The organism is Lachnospira multipara ATCC 19207 (genome assembly GCF_000424105.1).
GTDB lineage: Bacteria > Bacillota > Clostridia > Lachnospirales > Lachnospiraceae > Lachnospira > Lachnospira multipara.
Window position 1 is genome coordinate 50,504 of the sequence record NZ_AUJG01000014.1, and the last position, 16,778, is coordinate 67,281.

Below are 16,778 nucleotides of genomic sequence, written 5' to 3' on the forward strand. Positions count from 1 at the left end.
TCTAAAATTTTATTTCGCCTCTTGCGCATTCATAAGCGTAAGCAGCACGAATAATATTGTCTTCTCTGTAGCAATCACCAATTAACTGTAAACCAATTGGAAGACCGTTGCTTGCCTTACCACATGGAAGTGAAATACCAGGAAGAGAAGCTAAGTTTACTGAAATTGTATAAATATCAGATAAATACATTTTAATAGGATCTGCAAGTGATGAACCAAGCTTTGGTGCTGTTGTTGGAGCAACAGGTCCAAGGATTACATCGTATTTTGCAAATGCTTCATCAAAAGCCTTCTTAATAAGAGCCTTAACTCTTAAAGCCTTTAAATAATATGCGTCATAGTAACCTGAGCTAAGTACGAAAGAACCAAGCATGATTCTTCTCTTAACTTCTGGTCCAAAGCCTTCAGAACGAGTCTTTTTATACATATTATGAAGTCCATCGTATTCTGCTGCTCTATGACCATACTTAACGCCATCAAATCTCTCTAAGTTAGATGATGCTTCTGCTGCAGCAATTGTATAGTAAGTAGGAATTGCATAGTCTACAAGACTTAAATCAAACTCTTCAACAATAGCACCCTTTTCTTCTAATACCTTAGCTGCCTTAAGAACTGCTTCTTTAACTTCTGGATCAAGACCTTCTCCAAAATAATCTCTTGGAATACCAATCTTCATACCCTTAACATCATCAACTAAGCTGTCTGCAAAGTTATATTTTTCACGGCCAATAGATGTTGAGTCCTTATTATCCTTACCTGCAATAGCATCAAGAATTAAGGCACAGTCTGTAACATCCTTAGTTAAAGGGCCAATCTGATCAAGAGATGAACCGTAAGCAATAAGACCATATCTAGATACTGTTCCGTATGTTGGCTTTAAACCAACTACACCACAATAACCAGCTGGCTGTCTAATTGATCCACCTGTATCTGAACCAAGAGCTGCAAATGCTTCATTTGCCGCAACTGCTGCAGCCGAACCGCCTGATGAACCACCAGGTACATGTTCTGTATTTCTAGGATTCTTAGTAGCACCATAGAATGAAGTTTCTGTTGTAGAACCCATAGCAAACTCATCCATGTTAGTCTTACCAATAACAACAGCTCCAGCTTCTTCTAGCTTAATTACAGCTTCAGAAGAAAAAGTAGGAACAAAATTTGATAAAATCTTAGATGAACATGTTGTAAGCATATCCTTAGTACACATGTTATCCTTAATAGCAACAGGAACACCAGCTAAAGGACCTGTAAGCTTACCAGACTTAATGTCTTCATCTGCCTTTTTAGCCTTAGCTAGGGCAGCTTCTTTATCTACTGTAACATACGCATTAATTTCAGATTCAGAACTTTCAATCTGCTTAAGAACAGCTTCCATAGCTTCAGTAGCTGTAGTTTCACCAGACTTAATAGCAGCTGAGAGTTCATGCGCTGTTAAATTAAGTAAATCCATAATCTTCCTTTCTTGAAACAATGTTTGTTAAGCTTGCGTGCGAAACGGTGGGCGCCTGCGTCGTCTCTATTCCTTCTTAAAAAACACGCTTTCGCTTGCTGTAGCTCGTAGCGCTAGTAAATTTTCTTTATCGCTTACGCTCTAAGAAAATAACTAGCGACGGCTACAGGACAGTTTTTACAAAGGATAGAGACCTCTGCAGGCCACATCCCCGAGACTTCACGCATCCCTTAACAAAAAAACTTTCAAGCAAGTAAAAACTATAGGTAGATTTGGAAACAAAGCCATGAGGTGATGTTTTTTACCATTAAAATTAAAGTTTCTTCAACCCTAGTTTTTATCTTGCTTTCAAACTTCTCGTTTCACTTTATATTTTATGATTCAACGGTCTTAGGAACTATAAATCCTGACTCATTATGTTCTGGAGCGTTCTTTAAAGTATCTTCGCTACCATCACCATTAGTTACAACATCTTCTCTCATTACATTGTTAACCGGGAATACATGCGACATAGGCTCAATACCAGTAGTATCAAGTTCACCAAGTTTATCAATGTAATCAAGCATATCTGCCATATCCTTCTTAGCAGCTTCCTTCTCTTCATCAGAAAGCTCAAGCTTAGCTAAGATACCAACGTAATCAATAGTCTCATCACTAATAACATTAGCCATAAAAAGTTCCTCCTTTCAAAATCTAAATCAACTAAGGGAAGCACACCTCCCCAATATATCATATCAAAAGCAATGCCATATCCCATCTAAGCTAGCATATTCAGCCAAACAGCGAAGCGCTTTTGGCGTCCGTTAGTTCAAAGTCCTCCGACTTCTCACATCCTTTCGGCAGCACTAACATAGAGGCTCGGCACCCCTAGCCCTACGGGATTAAAAAGCATATCGGGGGTTTTGAGCAAATGAAGTAGTCTTTCTAAAAGACAATTCTAACCGCGTCGCTAGTTAGAGTTTTCAAGCCTGAAAGGCGAAGAAAAATCTTATCTAGCGCTACGTGGTTAGCTTAGCGAGAGCGTGTCTTTTAAAAGACTGGCTTCATTTGCTCCCCTCCCGTTTGCTCCCTCTAATCTCTAACCTTAATATGTACCTCACGTAACTGCTGCTCTGTTACTTCATTTGGAGCACCGCACATTAGATCCTGAGCTGTACCACTCATAGGGAAGGCGATAACTTCACGGATATTTTCTTCATTACGAAGTAACATAATCATTCTATCAACACCAGGTGCCATACCTGCGTGTGGAGGTGCACCAAACTGGAATGCGTTGTAGAGGGCTCCGAACTTAGCCTTTAATACTTCTTCATCATAGCCAGCGATTTCAAATGCCTTAACCATGATTTCCATATCGTGGTTACGTACAGCACCTGAAGAAAGCTCGATACCGTTACAAACGATATCATACTGGTAAGCTAAGATATCAAGTGGGTCCATAGTCTTAAGAGCCTCTAAGCCGCCCTGTGGCATAGAGAATGGGTTATGTGTAAAGCCAATCTTCTTAGTTTCTGGATCTCTTTCAAACATAGGGAAGTCGTTAACATAACAGAATCTGTATGCATTTTTCTCAATTAAGTCTAACTTCTCACCTAATTCGTTTCTGATCTGTCCAGCAAAGAATGCAGCCTTCTCTTCCTTATCAGCCATAAAGAAGATTGTATCGCCAGCTTCAAGACCAGCAAGTGTAAGGAATTCCTTCTTTAATTCATCTGGGATGAACTTATCAATTGGTCCCTTGTATGATAAATCTTCCTTAACTTCTAAGTAACCAAGACCGCCCATACCAATGCTTGTAGCGAACTTAAGTAGCTTTTCATGGAAGCCCTTAGACATATCTGCATGAACCTTAATAGCTCTTACAGTCTTACCAATAAATGGCTTAAATGTACACTTCTGGAAGAAGTCTGTTACATCAATAATTCTAAGAGGGTTTCTTAAATCTGGCTTATCTGAACCAAATTCAAGCATAGCCTGCTTATAGCTAATTACAGGGTATGGAGCCTGTGTTACTGTATAACCTTCTGGAGCAAATTTTTCAAATGTTGCTGATAATACTTCTTCACCAACTCTAAATACATCTTCCTGAGTAGCAAAACTCATTTCGAAGTCTAACTGATAGAATTCTCCTGGTGAACGGTCAGCTCTTGCATCTTCATCACGGAAACATGGAGCAATCTGGAAATACTTATCAATACCAGATACCATAAGTAACTGCTTATACTGCTGTGGAGCCTGTGGTAATGCATAGAACTTACCCTTATATTTTCTTGATGGAACAATGTAATCTCTAGCACCTTCTGGAGATGAAGCGCAAAGGATTGGTGTCTGAATATCAACAAATCCCATCTCTGTCATCTTAGAACGAAGGAATGAAATTACCTGTGATCTAAATAAAATGTTATCCTTAACCTTTTCATTACGAAGGTCTAAGTATCTATACTTAAGTCTTACATCTTCTCTAACTTCCTTAGATGTCATAACTTCAAATGGAAGCTGCTGATAAACCTTACCAAGGATTGTAATCTTCTTAGCTTCAAGTTCGATTGTACCTGTAGGAAGCTTTGGATTGTATGTCTCCTCATCTCTCTTCTCCATGATACCTTCGATACAAATACATTCTTCCTTGTGGATTCCCTCTAAAAGAGCTGTATCTCTAAGTACTACCTGAAGTACACCATACATATCTCTTAAATCAATGAATGAAACTCCACCGTGGTCACGGATGTTCTCAACCCATCCTGAAACCTTTAATTCTTTTCCAATGTCTGATTCACTAACCTGAGAGAGGTTAACGTCTCTGTAAATGTTACTCATAATTTCTCCTTTCTTCTAAGCCTAAAGGCCTTTAAAACATTCTTATGCAAATGTGCTTCTTCCGGAAGACACTAGGCTAAATCCTAGTCTGACTATTTATTAAAGCTAAATTTAATAAAAAAGCCCCGGAAGTCTCTTAACTTCCGGGGCGAATTATCTAATAATCCGCGGTACCACCCGCATTTGAATAAAAGCGACAAAATAAGTTTATCAAGCTCTTACTCCTCATTAACACTTAACGCGTGTAACGTAATATCCTACGCTTAAAATAATATAGAATTAACTTTCTAATTTCTTCTAACTTTCAGATATTCAACTCCAGAGTGTTCCTCTTAGCAATTCACTGCGTGCGCTTTCAGTCGATGACGCCACTTTCCTGTCAGATTCCATGAAAAGAAGTCTCCTTCATAGTCTTTAACTGATGCTTTCGCATCTATTAAATTTAATCAATAACTATTAAAACTAACAGATATTAACTTTGAAAGTGTAACATAATTAATTGTAGAATTCAAGTTTTTTGTTTTACCAATTTTCCCACAAGGTATACAATATTAGCATAAATTTAGGAGGCTATTATGAACACAAAAAAACTAAGAAAAATCTTTTTTTCAACTCTTTATCTTAGCAGCTTTACCTTTGGTGGAGGATATGTAATTGTTACATTGCTTAAGAAAAAATTTGTTGATGAATTACATTGGATAGATGAAAAAGAAATGTTAGATTTAGTGGCAATTGCACAGTCCTCTCCAGGAGCTATTGCAGTTAATGGCTCTATTGTTGTAGGCTACAAAATCTGCGGTATTCCAGGAATTATCTGCGCTGTTCTTGGAGCAATTATTCCACCCTTTATTATTTTATCGCTTATTTCTGCTTGCTACACCGCCTTTAAAAATAATTCCGTAATTAAGGCCCTACTTCTTGGCATGCGCTCCGGTGTTAGTGCGGTTATTATTTCAGTGGTATATGATATGACCAAAAATGTTATGAAAGAAAAGGACATTAGTAAAATAATAATCCTTATTGCAAGCTTTATAGCTAATTACTATTTTAATGTAAATGCAATATTTATTATTCTTATTGTGATTGTCTACGGACTTATTAAAGCCTTTATTAAAGCTAGAAAAGAAAGGGAGGTCTTAAAATGATTTATCTTCAATTATTTCTTGCCTTTTTACAAATTGGTGCCTTTAGTTTTGGCGGAGGATATGCTGCAATGCCTCTAATTCAAAATCAGGTTATTGATAAATACGGTTGGCTAAGCACTAGTGATTTCTCTGATTTAGTTACCATTTCTCAAATGACGCCAGGTCCAATTGCTGTTAATTCAGCTACCTTTGTAGGAAATCAAGTTGCAGGAATATTAGGGGCTATTGTTGCTACCATAGGGGTTATTTTGCCATCTTGCATCTTTGTAACCTTACTTGCATGGTTATATGTTAAATACAAGAACCTAAAGCCTCTTCAAGAAGTTTTATCAGCCCTTGCCCCTGCAGTAATTGCTATGATTACTACCGCAGGTTTAACCATCTTAGTTCCAACAGTAGTTCCAAGTGGCTTTGCAAATATAGCAACAGATGTAAATATTAGAGCCTTTGTGTTGTTTTTAGTTGCCTTCTTCGTACTACAAAAATATAAAACCGATCCTATTCTTGTAATGGTGGGCTGTGGCGTAGCAGAACTTATAGTACAATTTGCAACTTCTAGTCTATAATTCCAATGTCAAGACTCGCTCGTAACTCTTGCACTTTCCCATTAATATTATGAATAGATAAAAAGAGCTATCTCCAATTCAATTAGGAGATAGCTCTTTACTTTACTAGAATATTATATTAATTAGCAATATCTTGCTACAATCTGGTTGATTAGCTTTCCATCAGCCTTACCCTTAAGTGCTGGCATTACTGACTTCATAATCTGACCCTTGTTCTTAGTTGCAAGTACTTCTGCAAAGTCCTTCTCAAGTAAGGCAACGATTTCTTCTTCAGACATCATCTTAGGGGCATACTCAGCGATAATATCATATCTTAACTTGTATTCCTCTAAAAGATCTGTTCTATCAGCTGGACAAGAATCAACCTGTTCCTTAGCAGTCTTTAATTCCTTTAAAACCACCTGATCAACAATATCTTCTGTGATGTTGTCTCTGCTGCCGTTATCAATTGCATACTTCTTAACTGCACCAATTAAAGATGAAATAGCTTCCTTTCTATCCTTTTCATGAGCCTTCATAGCTGCAATCATATCTTTTTGTAATTTTTCTAATGTCATTTTAAAATCCTCCTTATTCTATATAGAATTCATTTCTATTTATCTATAGGAGTTACAAAATTAGCTATTCATTATCTGAATAGCTAACCTGTAATTTCTATCATTATAAAATTAATAAAGTATCTCTATTACTTTGTAAGCTGGTAGAAACCAACCTTCTTATAAACCTTACGAAGTGTCTTCATAGCAATATAGCCAGCTTTTTCGGCACCCTGCATATAAACGTCATTTAAATAAGCCTTATCTTTAATAAGTCTTTCTGACTCTTCTCTAATAGGACGGAGATGTTCAATAACAGCTTCACCAACAGCTGGCTTAAACTTACCGTAACCAAGACCATCAAATTCTCTTTCGATTTCTTCAAAAGTCTTACCTGTTACTGTTGAATAAATATTCATTAAGTTAGCCACACCAGGCTTATTAACCTTATCATATCTTACACAGTTTTCAGTATCTGAATCTGTAATTGCCTTCTTAAACTTACGAGCAATTGTATCCGGATCATCCATAATAAATACACAACCATCTGGATTAGACTTACTCATCTTATCTCCTGGTGTATTAAGACCATAGATTCTAGCACCAGTCTTAGCAATAAGTGGTTCTGGTATCTTAAATACATCACCGTAGATACTATTAAATCTCTGGGCAATATCTCGACAAATTTCTACATGCTGCTTTTGATCTTCACCAACTGGTACAAAATCTGGCTGGTAAAGTAAGATATCTGCTGCCATAAGTACAGGGTATGTGAATAAACCTGCATTGATATTGTCCTTGTGCTTACTAGACTTATCCTTAAACTGTGTCATTCTTGATAGTTCACCAAACATTGTGTAGCAATTAAGTACCCAAGCAAGCTGCGCATGTTCTGGAACGTGAGATTGTAAAAACAATGTATTCTGTTCAGGGTCCAAACCACAAGCAATATACTGTGCTAACTGATTAATAGATCTTTTTCTTAAATCAGCGGGATTCTGACGAACCGTAATTGTATGTAAATCAGCCATGAAATAGAAGCAGTCATAGTCGTTAACTCTGTCTGACCAATTCTTAATGGCTCCTAAATAATTACCTAAATGTAAGTCGCCGCTTGGCTGGATGCCTGATAGCATTCTTTTCTTCTCTTCCATAACTTTCCTCCTAATTTTTTAGTCTTATTATTGGTGTGAAAATGTATCTTTATACACCATGAATACGATTTTACCACACTTCTTTAACTTATTAAAGTGAAAATTTATATTCCTTATATATTCGTTTTATCCCTTAGATTTGTTATAATTAAAGGAGAATAAATTCTATTATTTTGTCGTTTTATTACAAATTTATAAAAAGAGGAAATAACATGTTAACTAAGAAAAATCAAAACACATCTACTTGTTTAAAAAATCCTAAAAACGGCAATACAATAAGTTTAAAGCTACGAATTCGCAACTTTATCTTTATTAGTTTTGCCGCTGTAATTATGGCGCTTAATATTAAGATATTTGTGCGCAACGCCAACACCTTCCCAGGAGGTGCTACAGGATTAACTCTTTTAATCCAGCAAATCTTTTGGCGTTTTTTTAATATTAAGGTTTCCTACACCATAATTAACCTGCTTATAAACGCAATTCCAGTCTATATAGGCTTTAGATACATCGGTAAACATTTTACAATTCTATCTGTGTATATGATTATTGTAACTAGTGTGCTAACAGATTTACTTCCTGCCATTAAAATCACTGATGACATATTACTTTTAGTTGTCTTTGGTGGAATCATTAATGGTGTAGCCATAAGTATATGTTTACTTAGCGGGGCCACTAGCGGAGGTACCGACTTTATTAGCATTTTCATATCAGAAAGAAAGGGGATAGATTCCTTTAATATAATTCTGGGCTTTAACACTGTGATTCTTACCATAGCTGGCTTCCTTTTTGGTTGGGACAAGGCCATGTATTCCATTGTTTTCCAGTTTATATCAACTCAGGTGCTTCATCTCCTTTATAGAAAATATCAGGAGACAACCCTTTTTATTGTCACTAATAAACCTAGAGAAGTGGTGGAAACTATTGCTACCATTAGCGGTCACAGCTCCACTATTCTTGAAGGGGAGGGGTCTTATGAGCACTGTGAGCGAAATGTGGTCTATTCCGTAATTTCATCACAGGAGAGTTCTCATGTGGTAAAGGCCGTTAAGACCACTGATCCTAAGGCTTTTGTAAATGTAATGCGTACCCAGCAGGTGCAGGGCCGTTTCTACAGACCAAAGGAGTATTAATACATTTTCATAAGAAAAATAATAAAAATATAAGAAAACGATAAATTAAATTTAGAATTAATTTTACTAATGGGAGGGATTATGAGAGATTATGTAATGGCTCTAGACCAGGGAACTACTAGTTCTCGCTGTATTATCTTTGACAAGCAAGGTAATATTATTTCAAAAGAGCAAAAAGAGTTTGAGCAAATTTACCCAAAGCCAGGTTGGATTGAACACAATCCTATGGAAATTTGGTCCTCACAGTTAGGTGTGGCCATGGAGGCCCTTTTAAAGGCGGGTCTATCCTACAGAGACATTGATTCCATTGGAATCACAAACCAGAGAGAGACTACAATTCTTTGGAACAAGGAGACGGGAATTCCTGTTTATAACGCCATTGTTTGGCAGTGCAGACGTACCGCTCCAATTATTAATAAGCTGGTGGAGGACGGGCTATCTGACTATGTTACAGACACTACTGGCCTTATTCCAGACGCTTATTTTAGCGCTTCTAAGATTGCTTGGATTTTAGAAAATGTACCTACAGCAAGAGAGCTTGCTAATGCAGGTAAACTTCTCTTTGGAACAGTGGATACATGGCTTGTTTGGAATCTTACTAAGGGAAGGGTTCACGCTACGGACTACACTAATGCAAGCAGAACCATGCTTTTTGATATTCACAAGCTAGATTGGGATGAAAAGTTACTTGACTACTTTAAGATTCCTAGAAGCATTTTGCCAAATGTAATGCCAAGTAGTAACCTTTTTGGCTACACAGATACAACGGTTCTTGGTGGTGAGGTGCCAATTTGTGGTATTGCAGGTGATCAACAAGCTGCCCTCTTTGGACAGTGCTGTTTTGAAGAAGGGGAGGCAAAAAACACCTACGGTACAGGCTGCTTCCTTTTACTTAATACTGGTAAAAATGCAATTAAGTCCAAAAATGGCCTAGTTACCACTATTGCAGCTTCTACTTCAGATGAAATAAATTATGCCCTTGAAGGTTCAGTTTTTATCGGCGGTGCAGCAATTCAGTGGCTACGTGATGGCCTTCGTATGATTAAGACTGCTGCCCAGTCAGAGGAATATGCAGATGCTATTGAGGACTGTGAAGGAGTGTATTTTGTGCCAGCCTTTACAGGACTTGGAGCTCCTTATTGGGACTCTGATGCTAGAGGTACTTTCGTGGGACTTACTAGAGGCTGTCAGAAGGAACATTTTATTAGGGCTACTCTTGAGGCAATTGACTATCAGGTGGCAGATGTCTTAGAGGCCATGAAGGAAGACAGTGCTTGTTCTCTTAAGGCCTTAAAGGTAGATGGTGGCGCTGCTGCCAACAACTTCCTTATGCAGTTTCAGGCAGATATCTTAGGAGTTGAAGTTCACAGACCAAGCTGTATTGAAACAACAGCTCTTGGTGCTGCTTATCTTGCTGGTTTATCCACAAAGTATTGGAAAAATAAGGAAGATATTAAGAATAATTGGAAACTTGCTAAGAATTTCAAATCTAACATGGATGATAATAAAAGAGAGAAACTTCTTCGCGGCTGGAAGCGTGCTGTTAAGTGTGCTAGAGTCTGGGGAGAAGATGCAGAAAATGACTAAATAAAAAATAATAAGCAATTAATAAGCCAGCTAAACGTTGTAGATTTATTCGGGGTAAAAGCTCCGAAGAAATACTTGTTTAGCTGGCTTATTCTTATTTTGTCCTACATTTATAAAATTTTTTATTATCTTTATCTTTTAGCTAACTTACGACCTTAGCTTTAGTCTTGCCGCCTTTTCTAGTTTACGCCTATCAATTTCCTTCTTTAGGGCTAGGTTAGTAATTACTGCAGATATACAAAGGGTAATATACCAAACTGTATTTGGCTTATCACCAGTTTGAGTTGTAGCTAGGCCAACAACTACATATTTTGCATTGGCAGAATTTCCATCGTATGGCACTCCTGAAACTCCTGAGGTTTTTGAGGCTGTGCCTGAACTTCCTGAACTAGAAGAGCCTGAGCTACTAGAGCCACTAGTTCCACTTGAGCCTGAGCCAGATGAGCTAGAGCCTCCGGAATCTGTGCTTGAACCTGAATCTCCTGAAGATGAGTCACCAGAACTTGAACCTCCGGAATCTGTACTTGAAGTATCTGCATCTTCTCTATAAATAAGTCCCATTAAACAGAACTTATCAATACTAATTGTCACAGTTCCATAAGTACTATCTGTATCTGAATAGCTTTGAGCGTATTTATTACCATTATCATCCTCATGGGCAGCTACAATTCTAAATCCTCTATTTGAAACCACCGTAATTTCAGATGGTATTGTATAGCAAAGGTTAATAGCAGTATCAAGGCTTGTTAATTCCTCGGTCTCTGTAGTGCCGCTAGTATAATTAAGAGTTCTATATACGTCTGTGTTAAAGAAGTGAATATTTTCAGTGTAATTAGAATCTCTCATATTGAGTAAGAGTACGCTATCAGTACTTGTAATACTCTGATTATTTGGTGAGATTACAATCTCAACTACGGCTGCAAGATTACCTGCATAAACTTCTGAAACCTCTGAAACTGAAAGGGCACCTGCAATAATGTTAGCCTTCTCTTCATTAGTTAATCTATCAATTCCCATATCAGAACTGCTAGTAACCACTACGTCTGAATCACCATCTGTTACTGAACCAATAACAGCTTCTGCTTTATTACTTCCCTCGATCTTTTTATAAATTGCATATAGAGTTACATTTTCAGTAACAGTAAAGGAAGTTAAGGCCTCAGTTGCATCCCTATTAGTGTTCCAGCCTAGGAAAATGTACCCATATCGGCTAGCTTCAACGCTTAGGTCAGCTTTTTCCCCATCTATTGCTATAAGGGAGCTAGTATCTGATGTACCACCGTTAAACTCTGCATTATAGGTTACTGTGAAACGCTTCTTTATAACCGTTACTGTTATTGTATCTGAAACACTTGTATCTGCATTAGATGTAGCTGTAATTACTGTAGTTCCAAGGGCAAGTGCCTCAACTCTACCATGGTCATCTACCCTTGCCACATCTTTATTACTACTTGTCCAAGTAAGACTCGTATCTAGAGAATCCGATGGTGTAATAGTCGCGTCAATATAATCTGCGCTTTCAATCTGAATACTTATATCGTCCCCTAAATCTATAGCTGTTGGAACCTTTACCTCATAAATTGCATAGAGGGTAACTGGACCTGAAATCACTACTGAAGTTAGGGCTTCTGTTGCATTTGGATCTGTATTCCAACCTATGTGATAGTAATTATCTTTATAGGCTGGTACTGTTAAATCTGCCTCATCTCCGTAAGATATATCTTCCTCGGTAATATAGCTTGTTCCACCATTCCTCGTTGCATCATAGGTTACTGTATACATTTCATCTTCTACTAAGATTACACACTGAGAATATACATTAGTTCCTGCATTAGCTTTAGCTGTAATTACACAGGCACCTTCTGATACACCAATAACAACACCATTAGAGTTCACTGTTGCTACATTTGTATTAGAGCTTGTCCAAGTGACGGTATTATCATCTACAAAGGTTGGTGTTACTGTTGGAGTTATAGTAATTGTCTGTCTTTCCATTATGGTCTCTGAAGTCTTGTCAAGTTCTATCTTTAATTCTGTAAATATAGCATACAAAGTTACATCTGTTGTTGGAATATACTCTGTTAAAACCTCGTCTTCGCTAGCCGTAGCTGATAATGCCCAACCTACAAAGACATAGTCTGTTTTAGATGCCACTACATTTACTAGGGCTGAAGTTCCCTCTTCTACCTCTAGACTTTCATATTCAGCCTCACCGCCGTTAGTTTTAGCATCATAGGTCACTGTATAATAAACTGGCTCTACAGTTAAACTACAAGTTGCTGTAAGACCTGCCACTGCATTAGACTCTGCTGTAATAGTTGCAGTTCCCTTTGATATAGCTGTGATAGTTCCGCTTGAACTAACAGTTGCAACCTCTTCATTACTTGAATACCAACGAACCCCTGTATCAAGAGCATCTGTTGGAGTTATAGTTGCCGTTAATGTTTCATTAGTTCTAACTGTCATAGTCAGACTATCTTTATCTAAACTAATATCTGTTGGCACAATTGCCTGATATATTGCATAAAGGGTTACTGCCTTAGTTACAGAAAGACTAGTTAAGCCTACTGATGAATAAGGATCTGTATTCCATCCTAAAAATTTATAATGTTCCCTTTCTGCAGTAAAAGAAAGATTAGCTTCTGTCTGATACTCTACATATTCTTCACTAGCATCTGTAGTTCCACTTCCTGCATTATAGCTTACTAGGTAGGCTAATGGTTCTACTATAATGGCGCAAGAGGCAAATACAGTTCCATCCACATCTGCTATGGCATTAACTACTGTTTCTCCTCGATGAACTGCTGTTACTTTACCATTTTCATCCACTGTTGCTATACTTGTATCTTCTGATTCCCAGTGAACCGTTGAAGGATTAGCATCTGTAGGACTAAGGCTTGCAATAATGTTTAAGTTTTCTCCCTCCATGAAAGTAATGCTAGTCTTATCAAGAGTTACCTTATATTCTTCATAAACTGCATAAAGAATTGTAGAACTTGTTGGCATTATGAAACTATCTAGAGCTTCTGTTGCTGTAGCTGTGGTTGCCCATCCTCTAAAGATAGCACCTTCCTTTGTTGCTGTTGCTGTTAAATCTACGTTATCTCCTGCTGCAAATTCTTCTGATGTGATGTTTGACTCTCCACCATTTGCATCGTAGGTAAGAGTATATCTAAATGGCTCTACAGTTACTGTACAAGAAGAGGTTTCATCTGTACCTGCTGTTGGTGTACAAGTAATTGAGGCACTACCTTCTGCTACTGCTGTAACCACACCGTTTTGATCAACAGTTGCAACAGCTTCATTACTACTTACCCAAGTTACAGACTTATCACTTGTCTGAGATGGTGTTACTGTAGCTGTAAGAGTAGCTGTATCTCCTTGCGTTATTGTAAGGCTTGTCTTATCAAGACTTACCTTAATTTTCTCAAATACAGCATAAAGTTTAGCATTTCCTGTAGCATAGTAAGGAGCGGTAATACCAGTGGTTGCAGTGGTTGAAACTGCCCAACCTATGTGAGTATAACCTGTCCTTGTTGCTTTATAACTATATGTTGATATATCTATTTCGTCTCCATAAATAAGACTTTCTGAAACAGTAGCCTCACTACCTCCTGTAGTTTGTGCATCATAAGTAATAATACACTGTGCTCCTGTTATATTTAAATTAACTCTAGCAGATACTTCTTTATAACTTGTATCTGTTGGAGTGGCAGTCACTGTAATATAGACCCCTGTTGTTCCTCCTGAACCTGACTGCATTACCAACTGTCCATCACTTATCTTTGCAGCGCTGGTATTAGAGCTAGTATAAGATAAGGTATATTCTGGTACATGGCTAGTTGGTGAAACTACGCTGGTAAGATCAATCACCTGATTTTCTGCAACTGTCATAGTTGTACCGCTAACCACATTATTTTCATCATCGTAAACTGTTACAGCCATTTTCTCATAAATAGCATAAAGAGTAATTACATCACTAGTATTAGCAAGACTATCTACAATGGTAAGATTATCTAGAGCACTAGTAGCATATCTATCTGTATTCCAGCCTATAAAAATCATGTTATTTCCAGAGGAAACATAATCCTGTGCCTTAACGCTATTTGATAGATTAATGGTCTGTGCTTCTGTTACTGATACAGAACTTGTAGCTGCTCCACTTTCTAGCAAGCCCCCATTAGTTTCTGCATCATAAGTTAAAGTATAATATCTTGGTGTAACTGTTACGATACAAGTAGCAGTTACTGGTGAATCTTCATTTGCACCATCAGCAGTTGCAGTAATTGTTGCAGTTCCTGGATAAACCGCAGTTATAAGACCTTCGTCATTGACTGTAGCAATACTTGTATCACTACTTGTCCAAGATACCGTTTGAAGGGTTGCATCTGAGGGTTCATAACCCGCAACAGAAAGAGAGGCTGTACTTCCTGACTCTACAGAAAGAGTAGAATTACTAAGGGTAATAGATGTTACAGGTACATAAAAGATTGCATAAAGTCTGGTATCTCTTGCAACTATAAAGCTTGATAGTGCTGTTGTAGCTGCAGCGTTTGTATTCCAACCAAGGAAATTACAACCTGATCTAACGGCAGATGGTGTTAGGTCTGCTAAGTCACCTATATCCACTGTAGCTGTTGTGGCATCTGTAGCACCACCATTAGTTGTGGCATCATAAGTAATATTTGCCTGAGTTTCTAGATTATCCTTATTCTCATCTATAGTAGATGATGAATAAGTATTAACCGGGATAACAAGACTATAACTAGAGCCTGCATAACTATAGCCAACCGTTATAGAACCTGTCATGCTTGACGTTACCGCTTCATCTGGCACTAACTTAAAGGCTAAATCATCTCCTGCTGATATAGCTGAACCTGTAATGCTTGAACCAGCATAAGTTATTGTATAACCTGATGGCACTGTAATCGAATTTATTGTAATTGCACTTGATGTTGAATTAGTTAATACTACTGGCATAGAAGTCTCTTGACCTATTAGGAACTGAACCATAGATGGGTCGCAAGTTAGATAATATCCTGATACAAGGCCTCTAACTTCTGATACATAAACCACTCCACCATAGACATAAGCCACATAAGCAACTCCATTAGAGACTGCAATACTTGGATTAGTTCCGCTTGCTACAGCCGTAGAATTTCCACTACTAACTGCATAAACTGTTCCAGTTGAATAAGTTTGATAAAGGCTACCTGAATAAATCGCAGACCTCATTCCTGAAATAGATGTAGTTACATCTATAGATGTTACGCTAGTTCCACTTGAAGCTAAAATATATCCTACAGAATCTCCATAGATATACGAAGTTCCTGAATAATTTGCCACAGATAGGCCTGTTATCGCTGTATCAGTAATTTCTAAATCTGAAAATGTTTCCCCAGCATCAGAACTTCTATAAACCGCTAGATATCCTGAAACCTCCGCAGATACAGTAACTGTTGAACCTGTGGCTGCAATATCTGCATTAGTTGCAGTTACGCTGTCTTGAATTGTGTAACCACCATAAGAGCTAACTGTTGTAGCCACCCAAATATGCTGTGCTGTGTTATCAACCATATAAATATTGGCACCTGAAATTGCCATATGAACTGAATTAGCAGTAGTTGTAATTCCACTATTATCAGTACTCTTACTAAAGCTTGTTCCACTTCCATAATAAAGAAGGGCAGAAGACCCATTAGTACATGAAATTAACATACAGTTTCCCGGTGCATAATAAACTATTTCTGGAGAACCTGTGGCGCTTGTAATAAGAGGATGTTCTTCTGTAAAACTATCTGCACTTGTCTTAAAACAAACCGTTGAACCTGTATTATAAACTACATAAACTGTACCACTAGCATCTACTGCAATATTTCTTGAATTGGCACTAGTGCCTAGGCTACCTGTACCAATGGTAAAGGTGTTAGTTACAGTTGTAGCAATTGTATTTTCTGCTTTAAAAAAAGCCGCAATAAACCATATTGAATTTACCAAAACGGCAATATCCAATATAACGCTTATTACAGCTAGAACTCTATCTTTTCTAAGACGTAATTTAGTTTTTCTCTTTCCTTTGTCCGCTCTCATTAATTCCATAGTGTTGTCCCCCTGCTTATGTTTAAGTCCCTTCTCTCATAAGCTACATCGCGCAAAGCCAGTATTTATCCCCATACTAGATATTTTTTACGCAACTATACTAATCATCTATGTACTATATCGGTGTTTTAAATAAAAATCTTTAGAAGAAAACGTAAATTTTTTCAAAAAAATTTTCACACTATTAGATACTATGAATTATTATCTATTTAATTTTTCACGAATTTTCTTAATATAATTTTAAACTAAAAAAAGGGACTTGTCCACAATGTGAAGCAATTCCCTTTTATTAAT

10 protein-coding genes are annotated in these 16,778 nt (G+C 37.4%); 4 read left to right on the forward strand and 6 right to left on the reverse strand.

All coding sequences use genetic code 11. From position 1 onward, the window contains the following. Position 1: 1 nt before the first annotated feature. From gatA to aspS, 3 genes are all read right to left on the reverse strand, one after another. On the reverse strand, positions 2 to 1,450 hold the full coding sequence (gatA, locus tag G600_RS0110380) for an Asp-tRNA(Asn)/Glu-tRNA(Gln) amidotransferase subunit GatA (protein ID WP_027431877.1): 1,449 nt from the start codon (positions 1,448 to 1,450) through the stop codon (positions 2 to 4). Positions 1,451 to 1,824: 374 nt separating this feature from the next. Then, positions 1,825 to 2,121, reverse strand: coding sequence for an Asp-tRNA(Asn)/Glu-tRNA(Gln) amidotransferase subunit GatC (gatC, locus tag G600_RS0110385; protein WP_027431878.1), 297 nt, complete (start codon positions 2,119 to 2,121; stop codon positions 1,825 to 1,827). 400 nt (positions 2,122 to 2,521) lie between these two features. Further along, positions 2,522 to 4,267, reverse strand: coding sequence for an aspartate--tRNA ligase (aspS, locus tag G600_RS0110390; protein ID WP_027431879.1), 1,746 nt, complete (start codon positions 4,265 to 4,267; stop codon positions 2,522 to 2,524). A gap of 575 nt (positions 4,268 to 4,842) precedes the next feature. Here aspS and G600_RS0110395 point away from each other — a divergent pair. Both G600_RS0110395 and G600_RS0110400 read left to right on the forward strand, forming a co-directional pair. Next, positions 4,843 to 5,412, forward strand: a complete 570-nt coding sequence (locus G600_RS0110395; RefSeq protein ID WP_027431880.1) for a chromate transporter — start codon at positions 4,843 to 4,845, stop codon at positions 5,410 to 5,412. Further along, complete coding sequence (locus G600_RS0110400; RefSeq protein ID WP_027431881.1) at positions 5,409 to 5,978, forward strand: chromate transporter; 570 nt, start codon at positions 5,409 to 5,411, stop codon at positions 5,976 to 5,978. The genes G600_RS0110395 and G600_RS0110400 overlap by 4 nt, the downstream gene beginning before the upstream one ends. A 122-nt stretch (positions 5,979 to 6,100) precedes the next feature. Here the strand turns inward: G600_RS0110400 and G600_RS0110405 are convergent, their stop codons facing one another. Both G600_RS0110405 and trpS read right to left on the reverse strand, forming a co-directional pair. Next, a complete protein-coding gene (locus tag G600_RS0110405) occupies positions 6,101 to 6,535 on the reverse strand; it encodes a GatB/YqeY domain-containing protein (RefSeq protein ID WP_027431882.1) in 435 nt (144 codons plus the stop codon). 128 nt (positions 6,536 to 6,663) lie between these two features. Next, a complete protein-coding gene (trpS, locus tag G600_RS0110410) occupies positions 6,664 to 7,668 on the reverse strand; it encodes a tryptophan--tRNA ligase (protein ID WP_027431883.1) in 1,005 nt (334 codons plus the stop codon). A 212-nt stretch (positions 7,669 to 7,880) separates the two neighbouring features. Here trpS and G600_RS0110415 point away from each other — a divergent pair, with 212 nt between their 5' ends. Together G600_RS0110415 and glpK are read left to right on the forward strand one after the other, a co-directional pair. Then, positions 7,881 to 8,798 (forward strand): YitT family protein, encoded by a 918-nt coding sequence (locus tag G600_RS0110415; RefSeq protein WP_081669472.1) that lies wholly within the window; start codon positions 7,881 to 7,883, stop codon positions 8,796 to 8,798. Between the two features lie 81 nt (positions 8,799 to 8,879). Continuing rightward, the gene (gene glpK / locus G600_RS0110420) at positions 8,880 to 10,385 is read left to right on the forward strand and encodes a glycerol kinase GlpK (protein ID WP_027431885.1); all 1,506 of its coding nucleotides are present in this window, start codon (positions 8,880 to 8,882) and stop codon (positions 10,383 to 10,385) included. Positions 10,386 to 10,532: 147 nt separating this feature from the next. Here the strand turns inward: glpK and G600_RS15200 are convergent, their stop codons facing one another. After that, complete coding sequence (locus G600_RS15200; protein WP_051195484.1) at positions 10,533 to 16,484, reverse strand: Ig-like domain-containing protein; 5,952 nt, start codon at positions 16,482 to 16,484, stop codon at positions 10,533 to 10,535. Positions 16,485 to 16,778: the final 294 nt, after the last annotated feature.

Bases quoted from the DNA above. Each gene is read 5' to 3' on its own strand.
- gatA (WP_027431877.1), bottom strand. From the start codon at position 1,450: ATGGATTTACTTAATTTAACAGCGCATGAACTCTCAGCTGCTATTAAG.
- gatC (WP_027431878.1), bottom strand. From the start codon at position 2,121: ATGGCTAATGTTATTAGTGATGAGACTATTGATTACGTTGGTATCTTA.
- aspS (WP_027431879.1), bottom strand. From the start codon at position 4,267: ATGAGTAACATTTACAGAGACGTTAACCTCTCTCAGGTTAGTGAATCA.
- G600_RS0110395 (WP_027431880.1), top strand. From the start codon at position 4,843: ATGAACACAAAAAAACTAAGAAAAATCTTTTTTTCAACTCTTTATCTT.
- G600_RS0110400 (WP_027431881.1), top strand. From the start codon at position 5,409: ATGATTTATCTTCAATTATTTCTTGCCTTTTTACAAATTGGTGCCTTT.
- G600_RS0110405 (WP_027431882.1), bottom strand. From the start codon at position 6,535: ATGACATTAGAAAAATTACAAAAAGATATGATTGCAGCTATGAAGGCT.
- trpS (WP_027431883.1), bottom strand. From the start codon at position 7,668: ATGGAAGAGAAGAAAAGAATGCTATCAGGCATCCAGCCAAGCGGCGAC.
- G600_RS0110415 (WP_081669472.1), top strand. From the start codon at position 7,881: ATGTTAACTAAGAAAAATCAAAACACATCTACTTGTTTAAAAAATCCT.
- glpK (WP_027431885.1), top strand. From the start codon at position 8,880: ATGAGAGATTATGTAATGGCTCTAGACCAGGGAACTACTAGTTCTCGC.
- G600_RS15200 (WP_051195484.1), bottom strand. From the start codon at position 16,484: ATGGAATTAATGAGAGCGGACAAAGGAAAGAGAAAAACTAAATTACGT.